General features: G+C 44.8%; 14 protein-coding genes and 1 pseudogene. 12 read left to right on the forward strand and 3 right to left on the reverse strand.

All coding sequences use genetic code 11. The annotated features are described in order from the left end of the window. Positions 1–30: 30 nt before the first annotated feature. Positions 31–1,248: an NAD/NADP-dependent octopine/nopaline dehydrogenase family protein gene (locus MJY40_RS05160; protein ID WP_317855981.1), complete on the forward strand. Its 1,218-nt coding sequence runs from the start codon at positions 31–33 to the stop codon at positions 1,246–1,248. Between the two features lie 132 nt (positions 1,249–1,380). Here the strand turns inward: MJY40_RS05160 and MJY40_RS05165 are convergent, their stop codons facing one another. Continuing rightward, positions 1,381–2,034: a TetR/AcrR family transcriptional regulator gene (locus tag MJY40_RS05165; protein ID WP_317855982.1), complete on the reverse strand. Its 654-nt coding sequence runs from the start codon at positions 2,032–2,034 to the stop codon at positions 1,381–1,383. Positions 2,035–2,391: 357 nt separating this feature from the next. Here MJY40_RS05165 and MJY40_RS05170 point away from each other — a divergent pair, with 357 nt between their 5' ends. The 9 genes and pseudogenes from MJY40_RS05170 (at position 2,392) to MJY40_RS05210 (ending at position 8,710) form a co-directional block, all read left to right on the forward strand. Next, on the forward strand, positions 2,392–3,708 hold the full coding sequence (locus tag MJY40_RS05170) for an acetyl-CoA hydrolase/transferase family protein (RefSeq protein WP_317855983.1): 1,317 nt from the start codon (positions 2,392–2,394) through the stop codon (positions 3,706–3,708). Positions 3,709–3,750: 42 nt separating this feature from the next. Continuing rightward, positions 3,751–4,314, forward strand: coding sequence for a 2-oxoacid:acceptor oxidoreductase family protein (locus MJY40_RS05175; protein WP_317855984.1), 564 nt, complete (start codon positions 3,751–3,753; stop codon positions 4,312–4,314). Then, entirely contained in the window at positions 4,311–4,616 is a 306-nt protein-coding gene (locus MJY40_RS05180) for a 4Fe-4S binding protein (protein ID WP_317855985.1), read from the forward strand. Before MJY40_RS05175 ends, MJY40_RS05180 begins: the two co-directional genes overlap by 4 nt. After that, positions 4,616–4,777, forward strand: coding sequence for a hypothetical protein (locus MJY40_RS05185; RefSeq protein ID WP_317855986.1), 162 nt, complete (start codon positions 4,616–4,618; stop codon positions 4,775–4,777). Before MJY40_RS05180 ends, MJY40_RS05185 begins: the two co-directional genes overlap by 1 nt. Continuing rightward, positions 4,744–5,784, forward strand: coding sequence for a pyruvate ferredoxin oxidoreductase (porA, locus tag MJY40_RS05190; protein WP_317855987.1), 1,041 nt, complete (start codon positions 4,744–4,746; stop codon positions 5,782–5,784). Before MJY40_RS05185 ends, porA begins: the two co-directional genes overlap by 34 nt. A gap of 2 nt (positions 5,785–5,786) precedes the next feature. Further along, positions 5,787–6,689, forward strand: coding sequence for a thiamine pyrophosphate-dependent enzyme (locus MJY40_RS05195; RefSeq protein WP_317855988.1), 903 nt, complete (start codon positions 5,787–5,789; stop codon positions 6,687–6,689). Positions 6,690–6,775: 86 nt separating this feature from the next. After that, positions 6,776–7,999 carry an ethanolamine utilization protein EutH gene (locus MJY40_RS05200; protein ID WP_317855989.1) on the forward strand — a complete coding sequence of 408 codons (1,224 nt, stop codon included), beginning with the start codon at positions 6,776–6,778 and terminating at the stop codon, positions 7,997–7,999. 283 nt (positions 8,000–8,282) lie between these two features. Next, a pseudogene (locus MJY40_RS05205) lies at positions 8,283–8,523 on the forward strand (DUF6061 family protein). 52 nt (positions 8,524–8,575) lie between these two features. Continuing rightward, positions 8,576–8,710: a hypothetical protein gene (locus MJY40_RS05210; protein ID WP_317853875.1), complete on the forward strand. Its 135-nt coding sequence runs from the start codon at positions 8,576–8,578 to the stop codon at positions 8,708–8,710. On the opposite strand, the gene MJY40_RS05215 is transcribed toward MJY40_RS05210, so the two are convergent. After that, entirely contained in the window at positions 8,703–9,266 is a 564-nt protein-coding gene (locus MJY40_RS05215) for a TetR/AcrR family transcriptional regulator (protein ID WP_317853876.1), read from the reverse strand. The two genes, MJY40_RS05210 and MJY40_RS05215, sit on opposite strands and share 8 nt — an antisense overlap. 143 nt (positions 9,267–9,409) lie before the next feature. Here MJY40_RS05215 and MJY40_RS05220 point away from each other — a divergent pair, with 143 nt between their 5' ends. Both MJY40_RS05220 and MJY40_RS05225 read left to right on the forward strand, forming a co-directional pair. Beyond that, positions 9,410–11,833 (forward strand): efflux RND transporter permease subunit, encoded by a 2,424-nt coding sequence (locus MJY40_RS05220; RefSeq protein WP_317853877.1) that lies wholly within the window; start codon positions 9,410–9,412, stop codon positions 11,831–11,833. Beyond that, the gene (locus MJY40_RS05225; RefSeq protein WP_317853878.1) at positions 11,823–14,987 is read left to right on the forward strand and encodes a hypothetical protein; all 3,165 of its coding nucleotides are present in this window, start codon (positions 11,823–11,825) and stop codon (positions 14,985–14,987) included. Before MJY40_RS05220 ends, MJY40_RS05225 begins: the two co-directional genes overlap by 11 nt. 403 nt (positions 14,988–15,390) lie before the next feature. On the opposite strand, the gene MJY40_RS05230 is transcribed toward MJY40_RS05225, so the two are convergent. Next, positions 15,391–16,257, reverse strand: coding sequence for a helix-turn-helix domain-containing protein (locus MJY40_RS05230; protein WP_317853879.1), 867 nt, complete (start codon positions 16,255–16,257; stop codon positions 15,391–15,393). Between the last annotated feature and the right edge of the window lie 10 nt (positions 16,258–16,267).

A 16,267-nucleotide genomic window follows, 5' to 3' on the forward strand; every position in this document is an offset into this window, starting at 1 on the left:
TAAATTGTAAATGAAAAGGAGGAACTATTTATGAAAGATTTGAGTTATTTGAAAGACAAACCAATTGCTGTTTTGGGCGCTGGTGGTATCGGCAAAGCAATGGCAGCAGACTGTACACTTGCAGGACAAAAAGTGGTTCTTTGCGATTTGGAACCATTCGCAAAACAAAGTTTGAGCAATCTACAAAACGGTTTCCGTTTCTATGGTACACAAACCAATAAATTTGGTTTCTATAGAGAAGGTGTTGTCAAATTTGATAAAGTAACAACAGACATTGCTGAAGCAGTTGCAGAAGCAGAAATCATCATTGTTGCTGTACCAGCAGTAGGACATACAACATTCTTCAAAGCTTTGGTTCCTCATTTGCGTGATGGACAAATCATCCACATCTTCCCAGACAACTATGGTACATTGCTGTTCAGAAAAGTAATGAAAGAAATGAATTGTACAAAACAAGTTGTTGTTGGCGGTTGGTCCAGTGCTCCTTATGGTAGTAGAATTGATTCCGAAGGTCCATTCATGCTCCCAAGCACACGTATCTTCTATCGTGCAATCACACTGAGAGGTGCAACATTGCCTTCCACAGATCAAGATGTATTCTTGGAAAGCGTAAAATACATTGGTGCTATGGATGCCATCACAAATGGCTTGGGTCCTGTTGGTGGTGATACCGTTATGGATACTGGCTTCAGTAATGTAAACCCTATTTTGCACTGTCCTGGTGTTATCTTGGGTGTTGGCGCAATGGAAAACTATGGCTTGATTTATGGCGAAAACAAAAAAGATTTCTCTATCTATTGCCACGTATACAGCCCAACTGTTTCCAAAGTACAACACGGTGTTTACAAAGAGGAATGTGCAATCGCAGAAAAAATGCAAGTTGGCATTCAACCATTCAAAGAAGAAGAATTCTACTCCAGATCCAACATCTTGGGTAGCGAATATATGGGCGAAGGCATGCACGTTCCATATGAAGAAGTGTATGATATGGCAATGGGAACAGGCCCATTCTCTGTAAACCACAGATATTTGACAGAAGACATTCCTATTGGTTGTCACGTATTCCACGAATTGGGTAAAAAATACGGCGTTGCAACACCAATCATTGATTCTATGATCAATATGGCAAATGCAATGTTGGATCGTGATTTCTATAAAGAAGGCTATACATTGGAATACTTGGGTATTGGCGACATGAGTCCAGAAGAATTGTTGACATTCTTGCACGAAGGTACATACCCAGCATAAGATTGCACAAAAAAACTACATCCTAAAAGAGAAAACAGGCTTGGAGAGTTGCTCCAGGTCTGTTTTTTGCTTTGGATTAGAAACACAAAAAAAGACGGCTCCGTGTATGGAACCGCCTAGATATATGTTCAATTATTTTTCACAAATGCCATTCAAAAGGACTTCTGCATGGGAAACAGCCAATTCCAATACATTCACATCCAAGGAGAAGGTACACCAGTAATAATCAATCCCCAAGATGGAGGCAATGATTTGTTGTGTGTAATATTCAATGGGGCGCTCATCTGACAATTCTCCTGTTTCCAATCCAAAGACAACCATTTTATAAATATAGATATAAATGATACGGCTTGGATTGTTGATGATGGGATCGCCTTTTTGCAAACTGTTCCAGAACAATGCACGTAAAACTTCTTTTCCCATTCCTTGTATTTGTGAATACTCATGGAAATAGAAGGTTTGTAGTTGTTCACGGAAGGTTGTTTTTTCTTTGGCATAGCCATAGGAAATTTCCACAAAGTGATCGTATTCCAAAATACTTTTAAACAACAAATCTCGTTTGGTTTTGAAATATAAATAAAATGTACCTGTTGCAGTACCTGCTTTGCGTACAATATCGTCAATGGTGGTTTTTTCATATCCTTGCGCATTGATTAAGTCAATGGCAGCTGCATAAATTGCTTTTTGGGTTTTCAAGGCTTGCAACTGTCTGGTGGACAATTGCACCTCTTGTTCGGTGGTATCATTTTGGATCAATTGATCGGAAGTGCCTTGTTTTTTAGGCATATATATCAGTCCTTTGCTGTGTATATTCGAGATAAAAGTTTCTTAATAGTAGTGTAGCACAGCTGGTGTATGATTGCAAAACAAATATAAGAAACGGTAAAGAGATAATATATAGTAGAAATGGTGATTTTATAGGCGTTTTTTTGAAGGAAAAGGATGAAAATTCGTCATAATGAACGTAGTTCAGTGAATGTGAATGTAGATATTACCAAAGTTCACAAAAAGCTGGAATTTAGGATTGACCTATGGAAAAAATATGGTATTATATAAGTGAATGTAATTCAGTGAAGGAAGTTCATAAAAAGAAACGAAATGAAATAAAGAAATGTAAATGCGTATGAAGCAGGAGGAGATGCAATGTTCGGTTCCAAAGAAGATGTGAAACAACTCTATGCAAAAAAATACATGAAGGCAGAAGAAATTGCAGAACAAATCCAATCGGGTGATATTTGTGTCAGCTCAGATGCCTATGGAGAGCCACAAGGGATTGTGGAAGCAATCACAAAACGAGCACAAAAAGGCGAGCTTGTTGGTGTGGAACATCATCTCCTTCTTGCAAACAGGCCATGGGAATATTTATCAGAGGACTTAGCTGGAAAGTTTACACACACAGCTTGGTTTACCAGTGGATATAGCAGAGGGGCAGTACAAGGTGGATATGCAGACTTCTTGCCCAATAATTACAGCGATGTACCTACATTTTGGAAAGAATGTATTAGCCCAGATGTTGCCTATATGATGGTATCTCCGATGGATGAACACGGATATTTTAGCTTTGGTCTTTCAGCATCACAAAACAGAGTGGTCATTGAGAGGGCAGGGCGAGTATATTTGGAAGTCAATCAATATATGCCTCGTACATCAGGTGACAATTTCATACACATTCGAGAAGTGACGGGTGTATGTGAAAATCATCAACCATTGCCCACTTTGGGAGCCATTCCATTGAATGAAAAGGATCACAAAATTGGTGCAATGATTGCAGAGCGTATTCCAAATGGAGCAACCATCCAATTGGGAATTGGCGGAATGCCAAATGCAGTTGGCAGTTATTTGAAAGACAAAAAAGACTTGGGCATTCACACAGAAATGTTTGTGGATAGCATGGTGGATTTGTTGGAAGCGGGTGTCATCACAAATAGCAAAAAAGTTTTGGATCGTTATTCTTCCATCACTGCTTTTGCAATGGGTTCTCAAAGAATGTACGATTACATTCACAACAATCCAGCCGTGAAGTTTTGTCCAGTGGATTATACCAATGACCCAAGGGTGATTGCACAAAATCCATATATGACATCCATCAATGCTTGTGTGGAAGTGGATTTGTTGGGTCAAGTTTGTTCAGAATCCATTGGTAGCAAAAACATCAGTGGAGCAGGTGGTCAGTTGGATTTCGTGAGAGGTGCAAACTGGTCAAAGGGTGGACATTCTTATATTTGTACATATGCAACAGCAAAAGGCGATACTATCTCCAAGATTCGACCTACTTTGAATGTGGGAGCGCATGTCACCACACCAAAAGGCGACGTGGATTGTATCGTAACAGAATATGGGATTGCAGAATTGAGAGGCAAATCCGCATCTCAAAGAGCAAAGGCGTTGATTGCCGTTGCACATCCAAAGTTTAGAGAAGAATTGACAGCAGAAGCAAGAAAAATGAACTTGATGATATAAAATTGGAACAATCGGGCAATGGAATGTAAGGAGGTTATGGACGTGGAAAAGATTAGATGGCATGGTAGAGGTGGCAATGGTGCTTTCTCAGCAGCAAAAATTTTAGGATATGCAGTATCTGTACATGGAAATAAATATGCACAAGCATTTCCATCATTTGGACCAGAACGTAGAGGAGCTCCTGTTTTGGGATTCACTCGTATTTCAGATACAGTGATCAATGATCATAGTCAAATCAATATGTGTCATTGTGTAGTGGTTTTGGATGAAACACTCCAAGGGGAAGTGGATTTCACAGAAGGCATTGAAGATGGCGGAACATTGCTCATCAATACAACAAAAACTTCTGAAGCAATCAAAGAAGAATTGCAAATCCGTGATGCTGTCAACGTGGTGGCAGTGGATGCAACAAAATTGGCAATGGAAGTGCTTGGCAGAAACATTGTAAACACCGCTTTGATGGGTGCTGCAATTGCAGTCAATGAAATGTGTGCCATCAGCGATGTGGAAAAGGCATTGGATGATATGATGAGTCCAAAATTGGCAGAGAAAAACAAACGATTGATTCGTATGGCATATGAACAAGTGAAGGGGGATTTGGCATGAACAAACCAGTTTGGCTGAAAGATTATGTAATGCCCACTACCAAAGAAGAAGTACCTTTTGGTGCCAGCAATGAAGCAGGATTTTTGGTATTTAAAAATGCAGGGTTCCGTTCCATGAAACCTTCCATCAACACAGATGTTTGCATCAAATGTATGATGTGTTGGGTGTACTGTCCAGAAGGTTGTATTGATAAAACAGGGGAAACATTGAAAATTGACTATGATTATTGTAAGGGCTGTGGCATTTGTGCCAAAGAATGTCCAAAACAATGTATTTCTATGGTGAAGGAGGATGAGGCATAATGGGTAAAAGAGCATTTTTATCTGCAAATGAAGCAGCTGCATATGGCGTGAAATTGGCAAAACCAGATGTTGTTTCTGCATATCCCATCACCCACAAACCACTTTGGTGGAAAAGGTTGCGGATTTCTTGGCAGAAGGCGAAGCAGATTATGAATATATGATGGTGGAAAGTGAACACAGTGCAATGGCAGCGGCTTTGGGTGTCAGCATGATGGGAGCAAGAGCTTTCACAGCAACATCTTCACAAGGGCTTATGTATATGGCAGAAATGCTCAACTACACAAGTGGAGGTCGCCATCCTGTGGTTATGGTAAATGCAAACCGTGCTTTGGCAATTCCTTGGAACATTTATGGCGATCATAGTGATGCCATGGCAATGCGTGATTGCGGCTGGATTATGTTGTTTGCAGAAAGTGGTCAAGAAGCATTGGATATGGTCATCCAAGCGTATAAAATTGCAGAAGACAAAGATGTTATGTTGCCTGTTATGGTCAATGTAGATGGATTTACTTTGACCCATACATATGATGTAGTGGATATTCCAGAACAAGAATTGGTGGATGCATATTTGCCATCGTTTGATACCGCAAATAAAATGTGTTTGGAACATCCAAAAACACTTTGCCATTCTGTAGGACCTGATTATTATACAGAAGCAAAAATTGCACAACAAGAAGCGTTTGAGGTGGCAAAAGCAAAAATTGTGGCATGTGATGAAGAATTTGAAGCTATGTTCGGTAGAGGATATGGCGGTTTGATTGAAGAATATTGCTGTGACGATGCAGAGTATGCATTGGTTGCCATGGGTGGCACCGTTGGTACTGTGCGTGATGTGGTAGACGAATTGCGTGCAGCTGGTGAAAAAGTGGGCTTGATCAAAATCAGAGGGTTTAGACCATTCCCAGAAGAATATTTCCAAAGTGTCAAATCCAAATTCAAAGCTATGGGTGTCATTGACAGAAGCCTTTGCTTTGGTGTAGGTGGCACTGTGTTTGGTGAAGTGAAATCTGCATTATATGGTTCTGAAATGGGGCTCAAAGGATTTGTTTTGGGTCTTGGTGGTAGAGATATTTCCGTGGATATGATCAAAGAAATGTTTGCAGAATTGAAAGAATGCCCAGCAGGCGAATATTCAGATCAACCTATTTTTGTTGGAAGGAGATGGTAAGCATGGCAATCAATTTTAGAACACTTCCCGATCAAGAACTTCTCTATGGTGCAAGAACTTGTCAAGGCTGTGGCGCCGTTATGGCAGGTAGAATGGCACTTAAGGTTTTGGGTGAAAAAACATTTGTGGCAACACCAGCATGTTGTTTTGCAGCAACCACATCTGTATTCCCTCAATCTGCTTTGTTTGTCAACAATGCAGTAACTGCATTTGCAGCATCCGCAGCAACTGGTTCTGGTATGTCTGTTGCAGCAAAAAAATTGGGCTTTGGTGATGATGTACAAATCATGGTCATTTCTGGTGATGGTGGTACCGTAGACATTGGCTTGCAAGCTTTGTCAGGTGCAGCAGAACGTAATGATAATATTATTTATTTGTGTTACGACAACGAAGCATATATGAACACAGGGGTACAAAGAAGTGGTAGTACCGCATACAATGCATGGACAACTACAACACCTGTAGGTCCTGCGTCCAAAGGGGAAAAAACAAAATTCAAAAAGAGTTTGTTTGAAATCATGGCAGCACATCGTGTACCATATGTGGCAACCACAAGTGTCAGCCATCCAAGAGATTTCATGGAAAAAATGGAAAAAGCAAAAGCCATGAAAGGTTGCAAAGTCATTCATGTATTTGCACCTTGTCCAACTGGTTGGGGTCATGAAGTGGATTTGACTGTTGAAATGGGCAAACAAGCCGTGGAAACTGGTTTGTGGTACTTGGCAGAATATGAAAATGATACCTTCAAATTGAACTATAGACCAAAAGAATTGAAAGACATTGCACCTTATTTGAAAGTGCAAAAAAGATTTGCCCATTTGAATGATGCAGATATCGCAGAAATGCAAGAAATTCGTGACCAAGAATGGGAACGTTTGAAAAAAGTATTTCGATTGGAAGACTAATTGAAAAAACAATAGTAAACGGCTTTGCTTCAGAGAATTGTCTGAGGGAAGCCGTTTTCTTTATAGGAAGCGTTAGGGGGAATACCATGTTTACAGAGTTGATGTCGGAATTGACCAATTGGACTATTTTGACAGATAGTATGCAACAATATGTGGAGAATATATCATTGAATTCCATCATCGTCACGATCATGATGATTTTTATGATTTTGGGGGCAGTGGATAAAGCTATGGGTAATCGTTTGGGCTATGGCGAAGCATTTGATGAAGGGTTTCATGCCATGGGGCCGTTGGCAATCGCAATGGTGGGTGTCATTGCAGCAGCACCTGTGTTGTGTATGATTTTGGAACCGATTGTAGCACCGATTTATATAGCCATGGGTTCGTCGCCGTCTGTATTTGCCACAACATTGCTTTTGGCAGATTCTGGTGGATATGCTTTGGCAACACAAATGGCGGGGGATAATGTTGCCATGGGGCAATTTGCAGGTGTTGTGGTTGGATGTACCATGGGCTGTGTTTTGTTGTTTGACATTCCAGTTGCATTGACCTTGTTGCGAAAAGAAGATAGACCCATTCTTGCGTGTGGTATCTTGGTGGGGGTCATCACAGTTCCCATTGGTTGTTTGGTTGGGGGTGTGATTATGACATGGATGACACCATACCATATGGATTTTATGACCATGCTCTTTGCTATATTGCCTGTTATCTTGGTTGCTGTCTTGTTGGCTGTTGGCTTGTGGTGTAAACCAGCAATGCTATTGAATGGATTTTCGAAATTTGGTGGGTTTATTACAGGCTTGATTGCCATTTTGGTGGCAGTGGCTGTTTTCCAATACGAAACAGGAATCCGCTTCCCATTGTTCTATCAAATGGTGGAAGCTGGTGAGTCTGGAATTTCACCTTTGGAAGAAAGTGTGAAAATATTGGGGGACATTGCCTTTGTTTTATTGGGTGCATTTCCAATGGTGGAGTGGATCAAAAGACATTTTGGAGCAGCATTGGCAAAAATGGGCAGCAAAATTGGAATGGATGAGGTGGCAAGTGCAGGGCTGGTTGCAACCCTTGCCAATAATATTCCAACTTTCAAAATGGTACAAGATATGAATCCAAAAGGGAAATTATTGAACATTGCATTTGCAACGGCAGCGGCGTTTATGTTTGGAGATCATTTGGGGTTTGTTGCTGGAGTAAATGCCTCGATGATTGTACCAATGATTGCAGCAAAGTTGGGAAGTGGAATTAGTGCATTGTGGTTGGCAAATTTATTGTCGCCAAAGTTGTTGGAAAAAGCAGCATCTGTGGAATAAAAGTAATTATTATGATTTTTGTGCACTTGCCTTTGACTGATAACATTTTGATAACAAAAATCCATAATAATCCCAATACCCATGATAATATGAAGAAAAGAAACCCCATTTTAAAGCCTTTTGAGACCTAAATGCCTTCAATTAACAATTATCGGCGGCGAGTGGGAATGAAATGAGAAAACCCCGAAAGCCTTGGGTTAATAGCGGCAAGGAACTATCACATTCAACACACGTCAGCGGATGATTATTGTGCATAATAATCAAAATAATGGAGATATTTAGAATGCTAAAATCATGTGAATTTAATATAGACACAGGCTGTGTGGAGTTAATCTACGCCAACGGTACCGTGATTTCCATAGACTGTACTGCCGTGGAGAATGAAGTGGCAAATACTGTATCAGCGCAGCGAGCTGGATTGGCTGGTGTATAACGACCCTGTGGGGTATGTTGATTTGGTACTCAATGGCGACCTTGTGCAGTATTTGAAGGCTGTGACGGTGAATCGGCCTTTTGAGAATTAAAAGTCCCATAAATTCAACAGACTGAGTACCCTTGAAATGCAGGGGTAGGCGTATGGCTCAAAAGGACAACTTGGGAGGCAAGTTAAATACGGCAAATAAGGAAGGCGCTGGGATCATCCCGGTGCCTTCCTTGTTTGCCATAATGGGGGCGGTTTTCGTGAAGCGCATTTCCTCTGGCTTCATCTGATGTGCAACATGGATTGAATTTGCAACACCAGTTCTTCTTTGGTGAGGGGGTAGTCTTCTCGCATCCACCACAGGAAACTGCCGAAGATGCCGTGGAGGTAAAAATTGAAGATGAATTGGGGGGATAGACCGTGAATATCATTGGCACGCATACTTTCTTCAATGAGTGGCAAGAAATCTTGCTCCATTTCGTTGCGGATGGTATTGAGGATAATTTGTGTGGCTTGGCTATTGACAACTGAGCGGAATATGGCCAAATTATCTGCCAAAAAGTCCACTGCATCCTTCACCAAATACCGATAAATATCCTCTGTGTTGCTGGCGGTTTCAAATTGCGCATAGGAGGGGAATTTTACATACTGACTGCGGACGCTATAGCCCAGCAGCTCATATTTATCGGCAAAATGGGTGTAGAATGTGGCACGGCGCACCATGGCCTTGTCGCAAAGGTCTTGCACCGTAATATCCTCAAACCGCTTTTTCCCCAAGCTTTCCATCATGGTTTCTACCAAAGCTTTTTTGGTTTTGATGACCCGCAAGTCGGTTTTTTCTGCCATAGCATCCTCGTTTCTGGACAGTTTGCCCAATGTGTATCGTTATTTATCAAATTGCCAGTATTGTACGTTGTAAAATCTTGATGTGGCTATTATACTAACTTAACGAACAGTTGTCAATTAAAATTCAAATGTACGGAGGAACCATGGACACCAAGCAAACTGATTTATTTTATACAATCGCAAAATTCATCGTCAGCAAACGCAATTTATTTTTCCTGATTTTTACGCTCTTGGCTGTGGGAAGCGTGTACGGTGCTACCTTAACCCAAGTGGAAAATGATTTGGTGGGGTATTTGCCTGAGGACAGTGGCACCTCCATTGGGCTTGATTTGATGGACGAACATTTTGTCACCTACGCCACTGCCAAAGTGATGGTCAGCAATGTGGATTTTGCCACGGCCGAAACACTGGCCACTGCCATTGAAACGATCCATGGGGTAAAATCTATGGACTTTGCCCAGGACGATGACCACTACTTAGAAGCCAACGCCCTCATCAATGTCACCTTTGTCGGGGACGAAGAAAACGCGGATGCCCTGTCTGCCATGGACGAAATCCGCCAGCTGACCCAAGGCTATGACGTGTCCTTTGACACAGAGGCGGGCAATAGCAGTGCCGACAATTTGGCGTCGGAGATGAGCGCCATTATGGTAGTGGCTGTGGTGGTCATCGTCTTGGTGCTGGGATTCACATCCAAATCCTTTGCAGAAATCCCCATTGTGCTCATTACCTTGGGGGCGGCGGCTCTGCTGAACAAAGGGAGTAACTTCATGCTAGGGGAAATTTCTTTTGTCTCCAACTCTGTGGGCATGGTGCTTCAAATTGCACTGGGCATTGACTATGCCATTATCCTGTGCCACCGCTTTGCTGAAGAACGAGAACAGCTCCCCGCCCAAGAGGCTTGCACCATGGCACTCTCCAAAGCCATTGTGGAGATTTCCTCCAGCAGTTTGACCACCGTTTGTGGGCTTTTGGCCCTGTCTTTTATGGTGTATGGACTGGGGAGTGACCTATCTCGGTGTCTCATTAAGTCGATTTTTATCATCCTGTTTTGTGTATTCACCCTGCTGCCTGGGCTGTTGGTGGTGTGGAGTAAATTCATGGATAAAACCCAACACCGCAACTTTGTCCCCTCCATCGCATGGCTAGGGAAGCTGTCTCTGAAACTCCGTGCCGTGTTGTTGCCTTTGTTTTTGGTGGTGGCAGTGGGTGGCTTCTACTTCTCTCAACAGACGGAGTATCTGTTTTCCGTAGATGATTTGCGAGCCGCCAATCCCAGCGAAAGCGATGTCCAAATTGACCGCATTGCTGATGTATTTGGCACCACCAACGGTCTAGCCATGATGGTGCCATCAGGCGATTACATAAAAGAAGCAGAGCTGATTGCCGCCCTTGAGGGCTATCCTCAGGTGGAAAGTGTGATGGGGCTTGCCAACACCGAAGCCATAGACGACTATCTGCTCACCGATTTGCTCAATGCCCGTGAGCTGTCTGAGTTGATGGATTTAGACTATGAAATGGCAGCACTGCTGTACTCTAGCTACGCCATCGACCAAGAGGACTATGCAAAACTCATCAACCAGAGCGACGAATACGAACTGCCTTTGCTGGACATTGTCCTCTTTGCCGTGGATATGCTGGACGACGGTTATTTTAGCTTAGACGAAGAAGACGAAGCTGATTTACGTGAGCAGGCAGACGACATCCGTGATGGGCAATTGCAACTGGAAAACGAAGGCTACAGCCGCATTCTGCTGTCGCTGAACCTACCAGTGGAGGGTGCAGAAACCTATGCTTTTTTAGACACCATCACCGCCGTTGCAGGGGACTATTATGAAGAAGTCTATCTGGCAGGCGATGCCACCAGCTGTTACGATTTGTCCAGCGCCTTTGGGCGAGACAATCTGGTGGTGAGCATTTTATCCGCCTTATTTGTGATGTGCGTGTTGCTGTTCACGTTCGGCTCTGTGGCTGTGCCTGTGATGCTGATTGTGGTAATTCAATCCGCTATTTTCATGAACTTTGCCTTCCCATACTTAAATGGCTATGGCATTTTCTTTGTGGGTTATTTAACGGTGTCGTCTATTCAAATGGGCGCCAACGTGGACTATGCCATCGTCATGACCAACCGCTTTTTAGAACTGAGAAAAACCATGGATCGAAAGCAGGCGGTGATCACGGCCCTAGACCAATCCTTTGCCACGATTCTGACCTCTGGCTGTATTTTATCCGCCGCAGGCATTGCCATTCAGAATCTGTCCAGCGATGGTTCTATCACCGTTTTGGGCGAGTGCATCGGTCGTGGTACGCTGATTTCCATGGCACTGGTACTGGTTATTTTGCCCGAAATTCTATACGTAGGTGATGGGTTTATTGAGCGCACCCGCTTTGCCATGGGATGGGGGCGCAAGCCACAGAAAGTGACAGGCAAGGTCATGGTGAATGGTCATGTGAGTGGCTATGTGTCAGGGTATATCAACGGCTTTGTCACAGGTACCATTGATGGAGAAATTGATGCAAAAATGACAAACCAAAAGACTATTGAGGAGCACAGCCATGAAGCATAAAAAGATAGGTTCCAGTTTCCTAGCGGTTCTTCTTCTCCTCCAACTCATCGCACCTAGTTTGGTGTTGGCGGTGGAGACGGAAGAGGTAGAGACCATTTCTATTTCCAATGTAGAAGAATTTTTGACCTTTGCAAAAAACTGCACCTTCGACCAGTACAGCGCTGAAAAAACCTTTGTGCTGACTGCAGACATTGACCTGACAGGCAGTGAATTTCAGGACATCCCTGTTTTTCTGGGTACATTTGATGGGGATGGGCACACCATTTCTGGCCTACAAACCGACCTAAACAAAGACTATCAAGGGCTGTTTCGCCTGATAGAACAAGGTGCCACGGTGAAAAACCTGTCTGTCTATGGCGAGTTGCAATCAGAGCACAACTATATCGCTGGCATCGCGGCGCAAAATTACGGTACCGTTTCAAACTGCATCTTTCGTGGCATGGTCAGCGGAAAAGGCTACGTTGGTGGCATTGCGGCGGTGAATACGGGCACGATTTCCAACTGCACCACCTATGGTGGCGTGTTTGGTGAAAGCCAAGTGGGGGGCATTGTGGGCGAAAACCAAGGCACCCTATTTCGCTGTACCAATCGCAGTGAAGTGAACACAGATTTAAGCAATTTTGTCTTTGCATATGAAGGCAGTCTCATTGCCAGCGTGGGGGCTTCTAGCACCAATGCCGGCACCATCACCGACATTGGTGGCATTGCAGGGCTCAGCGATGGCACCGTCCAAGGCTGTGGCAACCTTGCCACCGTGGGCTACCCCCATCTGGGCTATAACATCGGGGGCATTGTGGGCAATCAGAGTGGCTACATTGCTGATTGCTACAACTGGGGCGACGTCTATGGATGGAAGGAAGTGGGGGGCATTGTGGGGCAATTTGAGCCCTATATCGACACCACATACACCACCTCTAAATTGGAGGATTTGCGTGAAGAACTGAATTCCCTCAGCGATTTGTCCTCCAATTTAATCGACAGTGCCGACAGCAGCGGGGATGCGGTCAGCGATCAAGCCACCGCTTTGAAGGATGCAGTGGGCGTGAGCCGTGATCATCTGGAGGAGTTGCTTGACCAAATCCAAGCCATTTTCGACGGCAACATCGACCAGCTCAATATCATCAGCGATGCCGTTTCTCAGCTCATCGACGATTTGGTGCCTGTCACCGATAGCCTAGAGGTTGTTTTTGGTCAGATGGAGGATGCCTTCAATGAACTAGAAGATGGGTTCCTCAACTTGGAAGATGCCCTGGATGCCATGGAAGATGTGCCAGAGATTGCCGAAGATTTTGGCGATGATATGGATGACGCTCTGGCCTATATGAGCAAGGCGCAGTCTGCCCTGAAAACCGCTGTGGATATTGACCTTGGCGCAGATTTAGCGTCGTTATTGGACGGCTTATCCACTACGATTACCTATCTCAAACAGAGTGCATCCTATGCAAATAGCGCAATTTCCTCGCTGAACAAGGCGATGACACACCTGGATGACCTCCCAGATATTGTGGCGGATACCCTCGATGAGCTGGAAGATGCCATGGATTGTTTTGCCCAAGCATCCAGCGAACTCTCTGACATGGCGGATGCCCTGGAGGAGACGTCATCACTGCTTTCCGATTTGGTGGACAATTTGGATGCCCAAGAGGAGGTGGAGTTTGTGAAAACAGATGACCAGTTCGACGACACCAAGGATGCCCTCTCTGCGTCGCTGGACGTGGTATCAGAGGAAATGGAGGGGATGCAAGATGCCATTGGTGATGGATCTGACGTGATATTAGACGATTTGGAGTCCATCAACCAGCAACTGTCCACCGTCAGCGACACCATCATAGATTTGATACAAGATGTCACCTCTTTCGATGACAAAGAAGGTATTTTTGAAATCACCGATGTGTCCACAGCCTTTGCGACGACAGCCACCATGGGTAAGGTGGCAAACTGCACCAACCGTGGCAACATTGATGGCGACATCAGCGTAGGCGGTCTGGTGGGTGCCATGTCCTTTGAGTATGGCCTGACCTTTGCAGAGGAATTGTTCGATTTTGAGGGGGATAAAACCCAAACTGCCACAAGAAACGCCCTAGCCATTGTGGAAGACGGGGCGAATTATGGCAATGTCACTGCCAAAAAAGACGGCGCTGGTGGCATTGTTGGGATGCAGGAGTTTGGTCTTGTGATGACCTCCCTCTCCCAATCTCGTGTGGAAAGCGTGGAGGGCGATTATGTGGGTGGCATTGCTGGGCAATCCACCGCCATTGTCCGTGATTGTTATTCCAAAAGCCGTCTCAGCGGCAACGATTCTGTGGGTGGCATTGTGGGCTACGGCCTAGAGGTATATGGATGCTACTCCCTATCATCTGCTGTGGCCAGTGATGGTAGCGTAGGCGGTATTGCAGGGGGAATAGACAGCGAAGACAGCGTTTTGCAAGCAAACTACTTTGTCAGCGATGTTTTAGGCGGTGTGGATGGTCTGAGCTATCAAGGCAAGGCGGAACCCATCACCTATCAGGCTTTGCTAGAAGTGGAGGGACTGCCTAGCGTGTTTGGAAGTTTGTCCATCATTCTCTATCAAGATGAGGTGTATTTGGACACCATCACCGTCAACTATGGCGACAGCTATGACGGGGCATTGCTACCAGAAATCGTCACCACAGATGGCCATTACGGCCTGTGGGAGGATGTGGACTTGACCAACATCCAAACGGATATTGAAGTGCATGGTGAACTGATTCCCCTGTCTACCACACTGGCTTTTCACGGGGAAGATGGCGCCATTTCCATGGTGCTGGTGGATGGTTGTTTCACCCAATGGGAAGCGCTTCTGGTGACACAGGCGGAGGATGGCTATACCCTGTGCGTGGAGGGCGCATACACAACCATTTCCAAGGTGCGCATCTACAATACCATGGGCGAGCGTGCCTATTTAGAACAGCTTGTAGATGGCGCTTGGCAACCATTGGAGAGCACTGTCGAAGGGCTTTATGTCACGGCGGAGTTGTCAAATCACGATGGGACACCCATCACCATACGACTGGCAGAGCAAGCCCCAGCCCAGTTTAGCTGGTGGCTCGTTGGAGGGGCTGTCCTCCTACTGGCAGTGACCGTATATGGAGTACGCAAAAAAACCAGTCGTCATAAAGCAACAACATCATAAAGGTCGAAAACCCACGGCGTTTTCAACATTGACAAGGCTATCCGCCTATATCTCCTAGTAGCGTTAGCGTGCAAGAACCCTTGTACCATCTCTGCAAAGCAGTGTGGTGCAACCCTCTATCTTCCCATAGCCCATCATCGATATGGGAAGATAGAGGATGGGGCATCCAAAGGGGCTCCGCCCCTTGGCACACGATTTTGCTTGCAAAGTCTAGTGTGTTATACCTTCCCCACCGTCTGACGATGAAAAGGGCTGGTACGGAACTCTGCCAAGTAGCAGAGAAGCCGTACCAGCCCTTTTTGTCGTTAGTAGCCTAGCGTATGATTGCAATGCCCCATCTGCAATCATATGCTAGGCGAAGAAGGTGGGGGAGGTATATACAAGCCCCGTCTCACCGCAGTGATTAACGTCTCTTGCGCTTCCCTTTGCCGTGTCTAGGCATTTGTCTTGCTCCACGCTTCGAACTACGCTCTAGCTCCTTCATGCTCGTTCTCATGTCCTTAGGTATGCGATTTATAAAGCTGGCCAATACAAGTTTCTCTTCTTCAGAAACATCATCAGGGTTGATGCCATACATTTTGCACGTTAAATGTACTCGCTGTTCTACCTCGCTTTCGGGCATGGTAAGTGCCTCGTTTACGACGGCTTGCATCTGTTCCACGATAGAGTCGGTATCTGCTGTGGTAGTATCCGTCTCGTGGTCTTTCTGGATGCCTTTCAAAATGACCGCCAAATGCTCATAGATGGACTTGGTGAAATACTCGTGTTCATCCACATGAGCGACTTTCAATGCCTCCACATAGAGGTCGGGAGATTGCGGCGCATGAGTAGCCTCTATTTGCTTGCGAGCTGCATCAACGTAATTATTGATGTGTTGAATCTGCATGCTGGCGATGCGGTCAACGTAGATTTCCATGTCAACCATTAAGTGGGGGAATGTTGGATGCTTTAATAATTCCGAGAGAAGTCGCTTGTTCATTGGAGTACCAGCCAACACTTCCATCGCTTCATCATCCAGTCCCAGAGCAAGTTGCTCTGAGGCTGGATATTTTTTTGTCTCGATGATGCCCAGCAAATAATCAGTAGGGACTGCGTAAAATTGCGCCAAAGTTACGATGCTAAGTGGGCTGATGTCCCGTTGTTCATCCCCCTCATAATTACCCAATGCGGACTTGGAAATGCCTGTCTCCTGTGCCAACTGCTCTAGGGTTAGCCCTCGTTCTGTCCGCAAATCCTTTAATCGCTCTCCTAAAGTCAGCTTTACATACATTTCTCAGCCC

Origin of the sequence: Chakrabartyella piscis, assembly GCA_030067835.1 — a bacterium.
GTDB classification, from domain to species: domain Bacteria; phylum Bacillota; class Clostridia; order Lachnospirales; family Anaerotignaceae; genus Chakrabartyella; species Chakrabartyella piscis.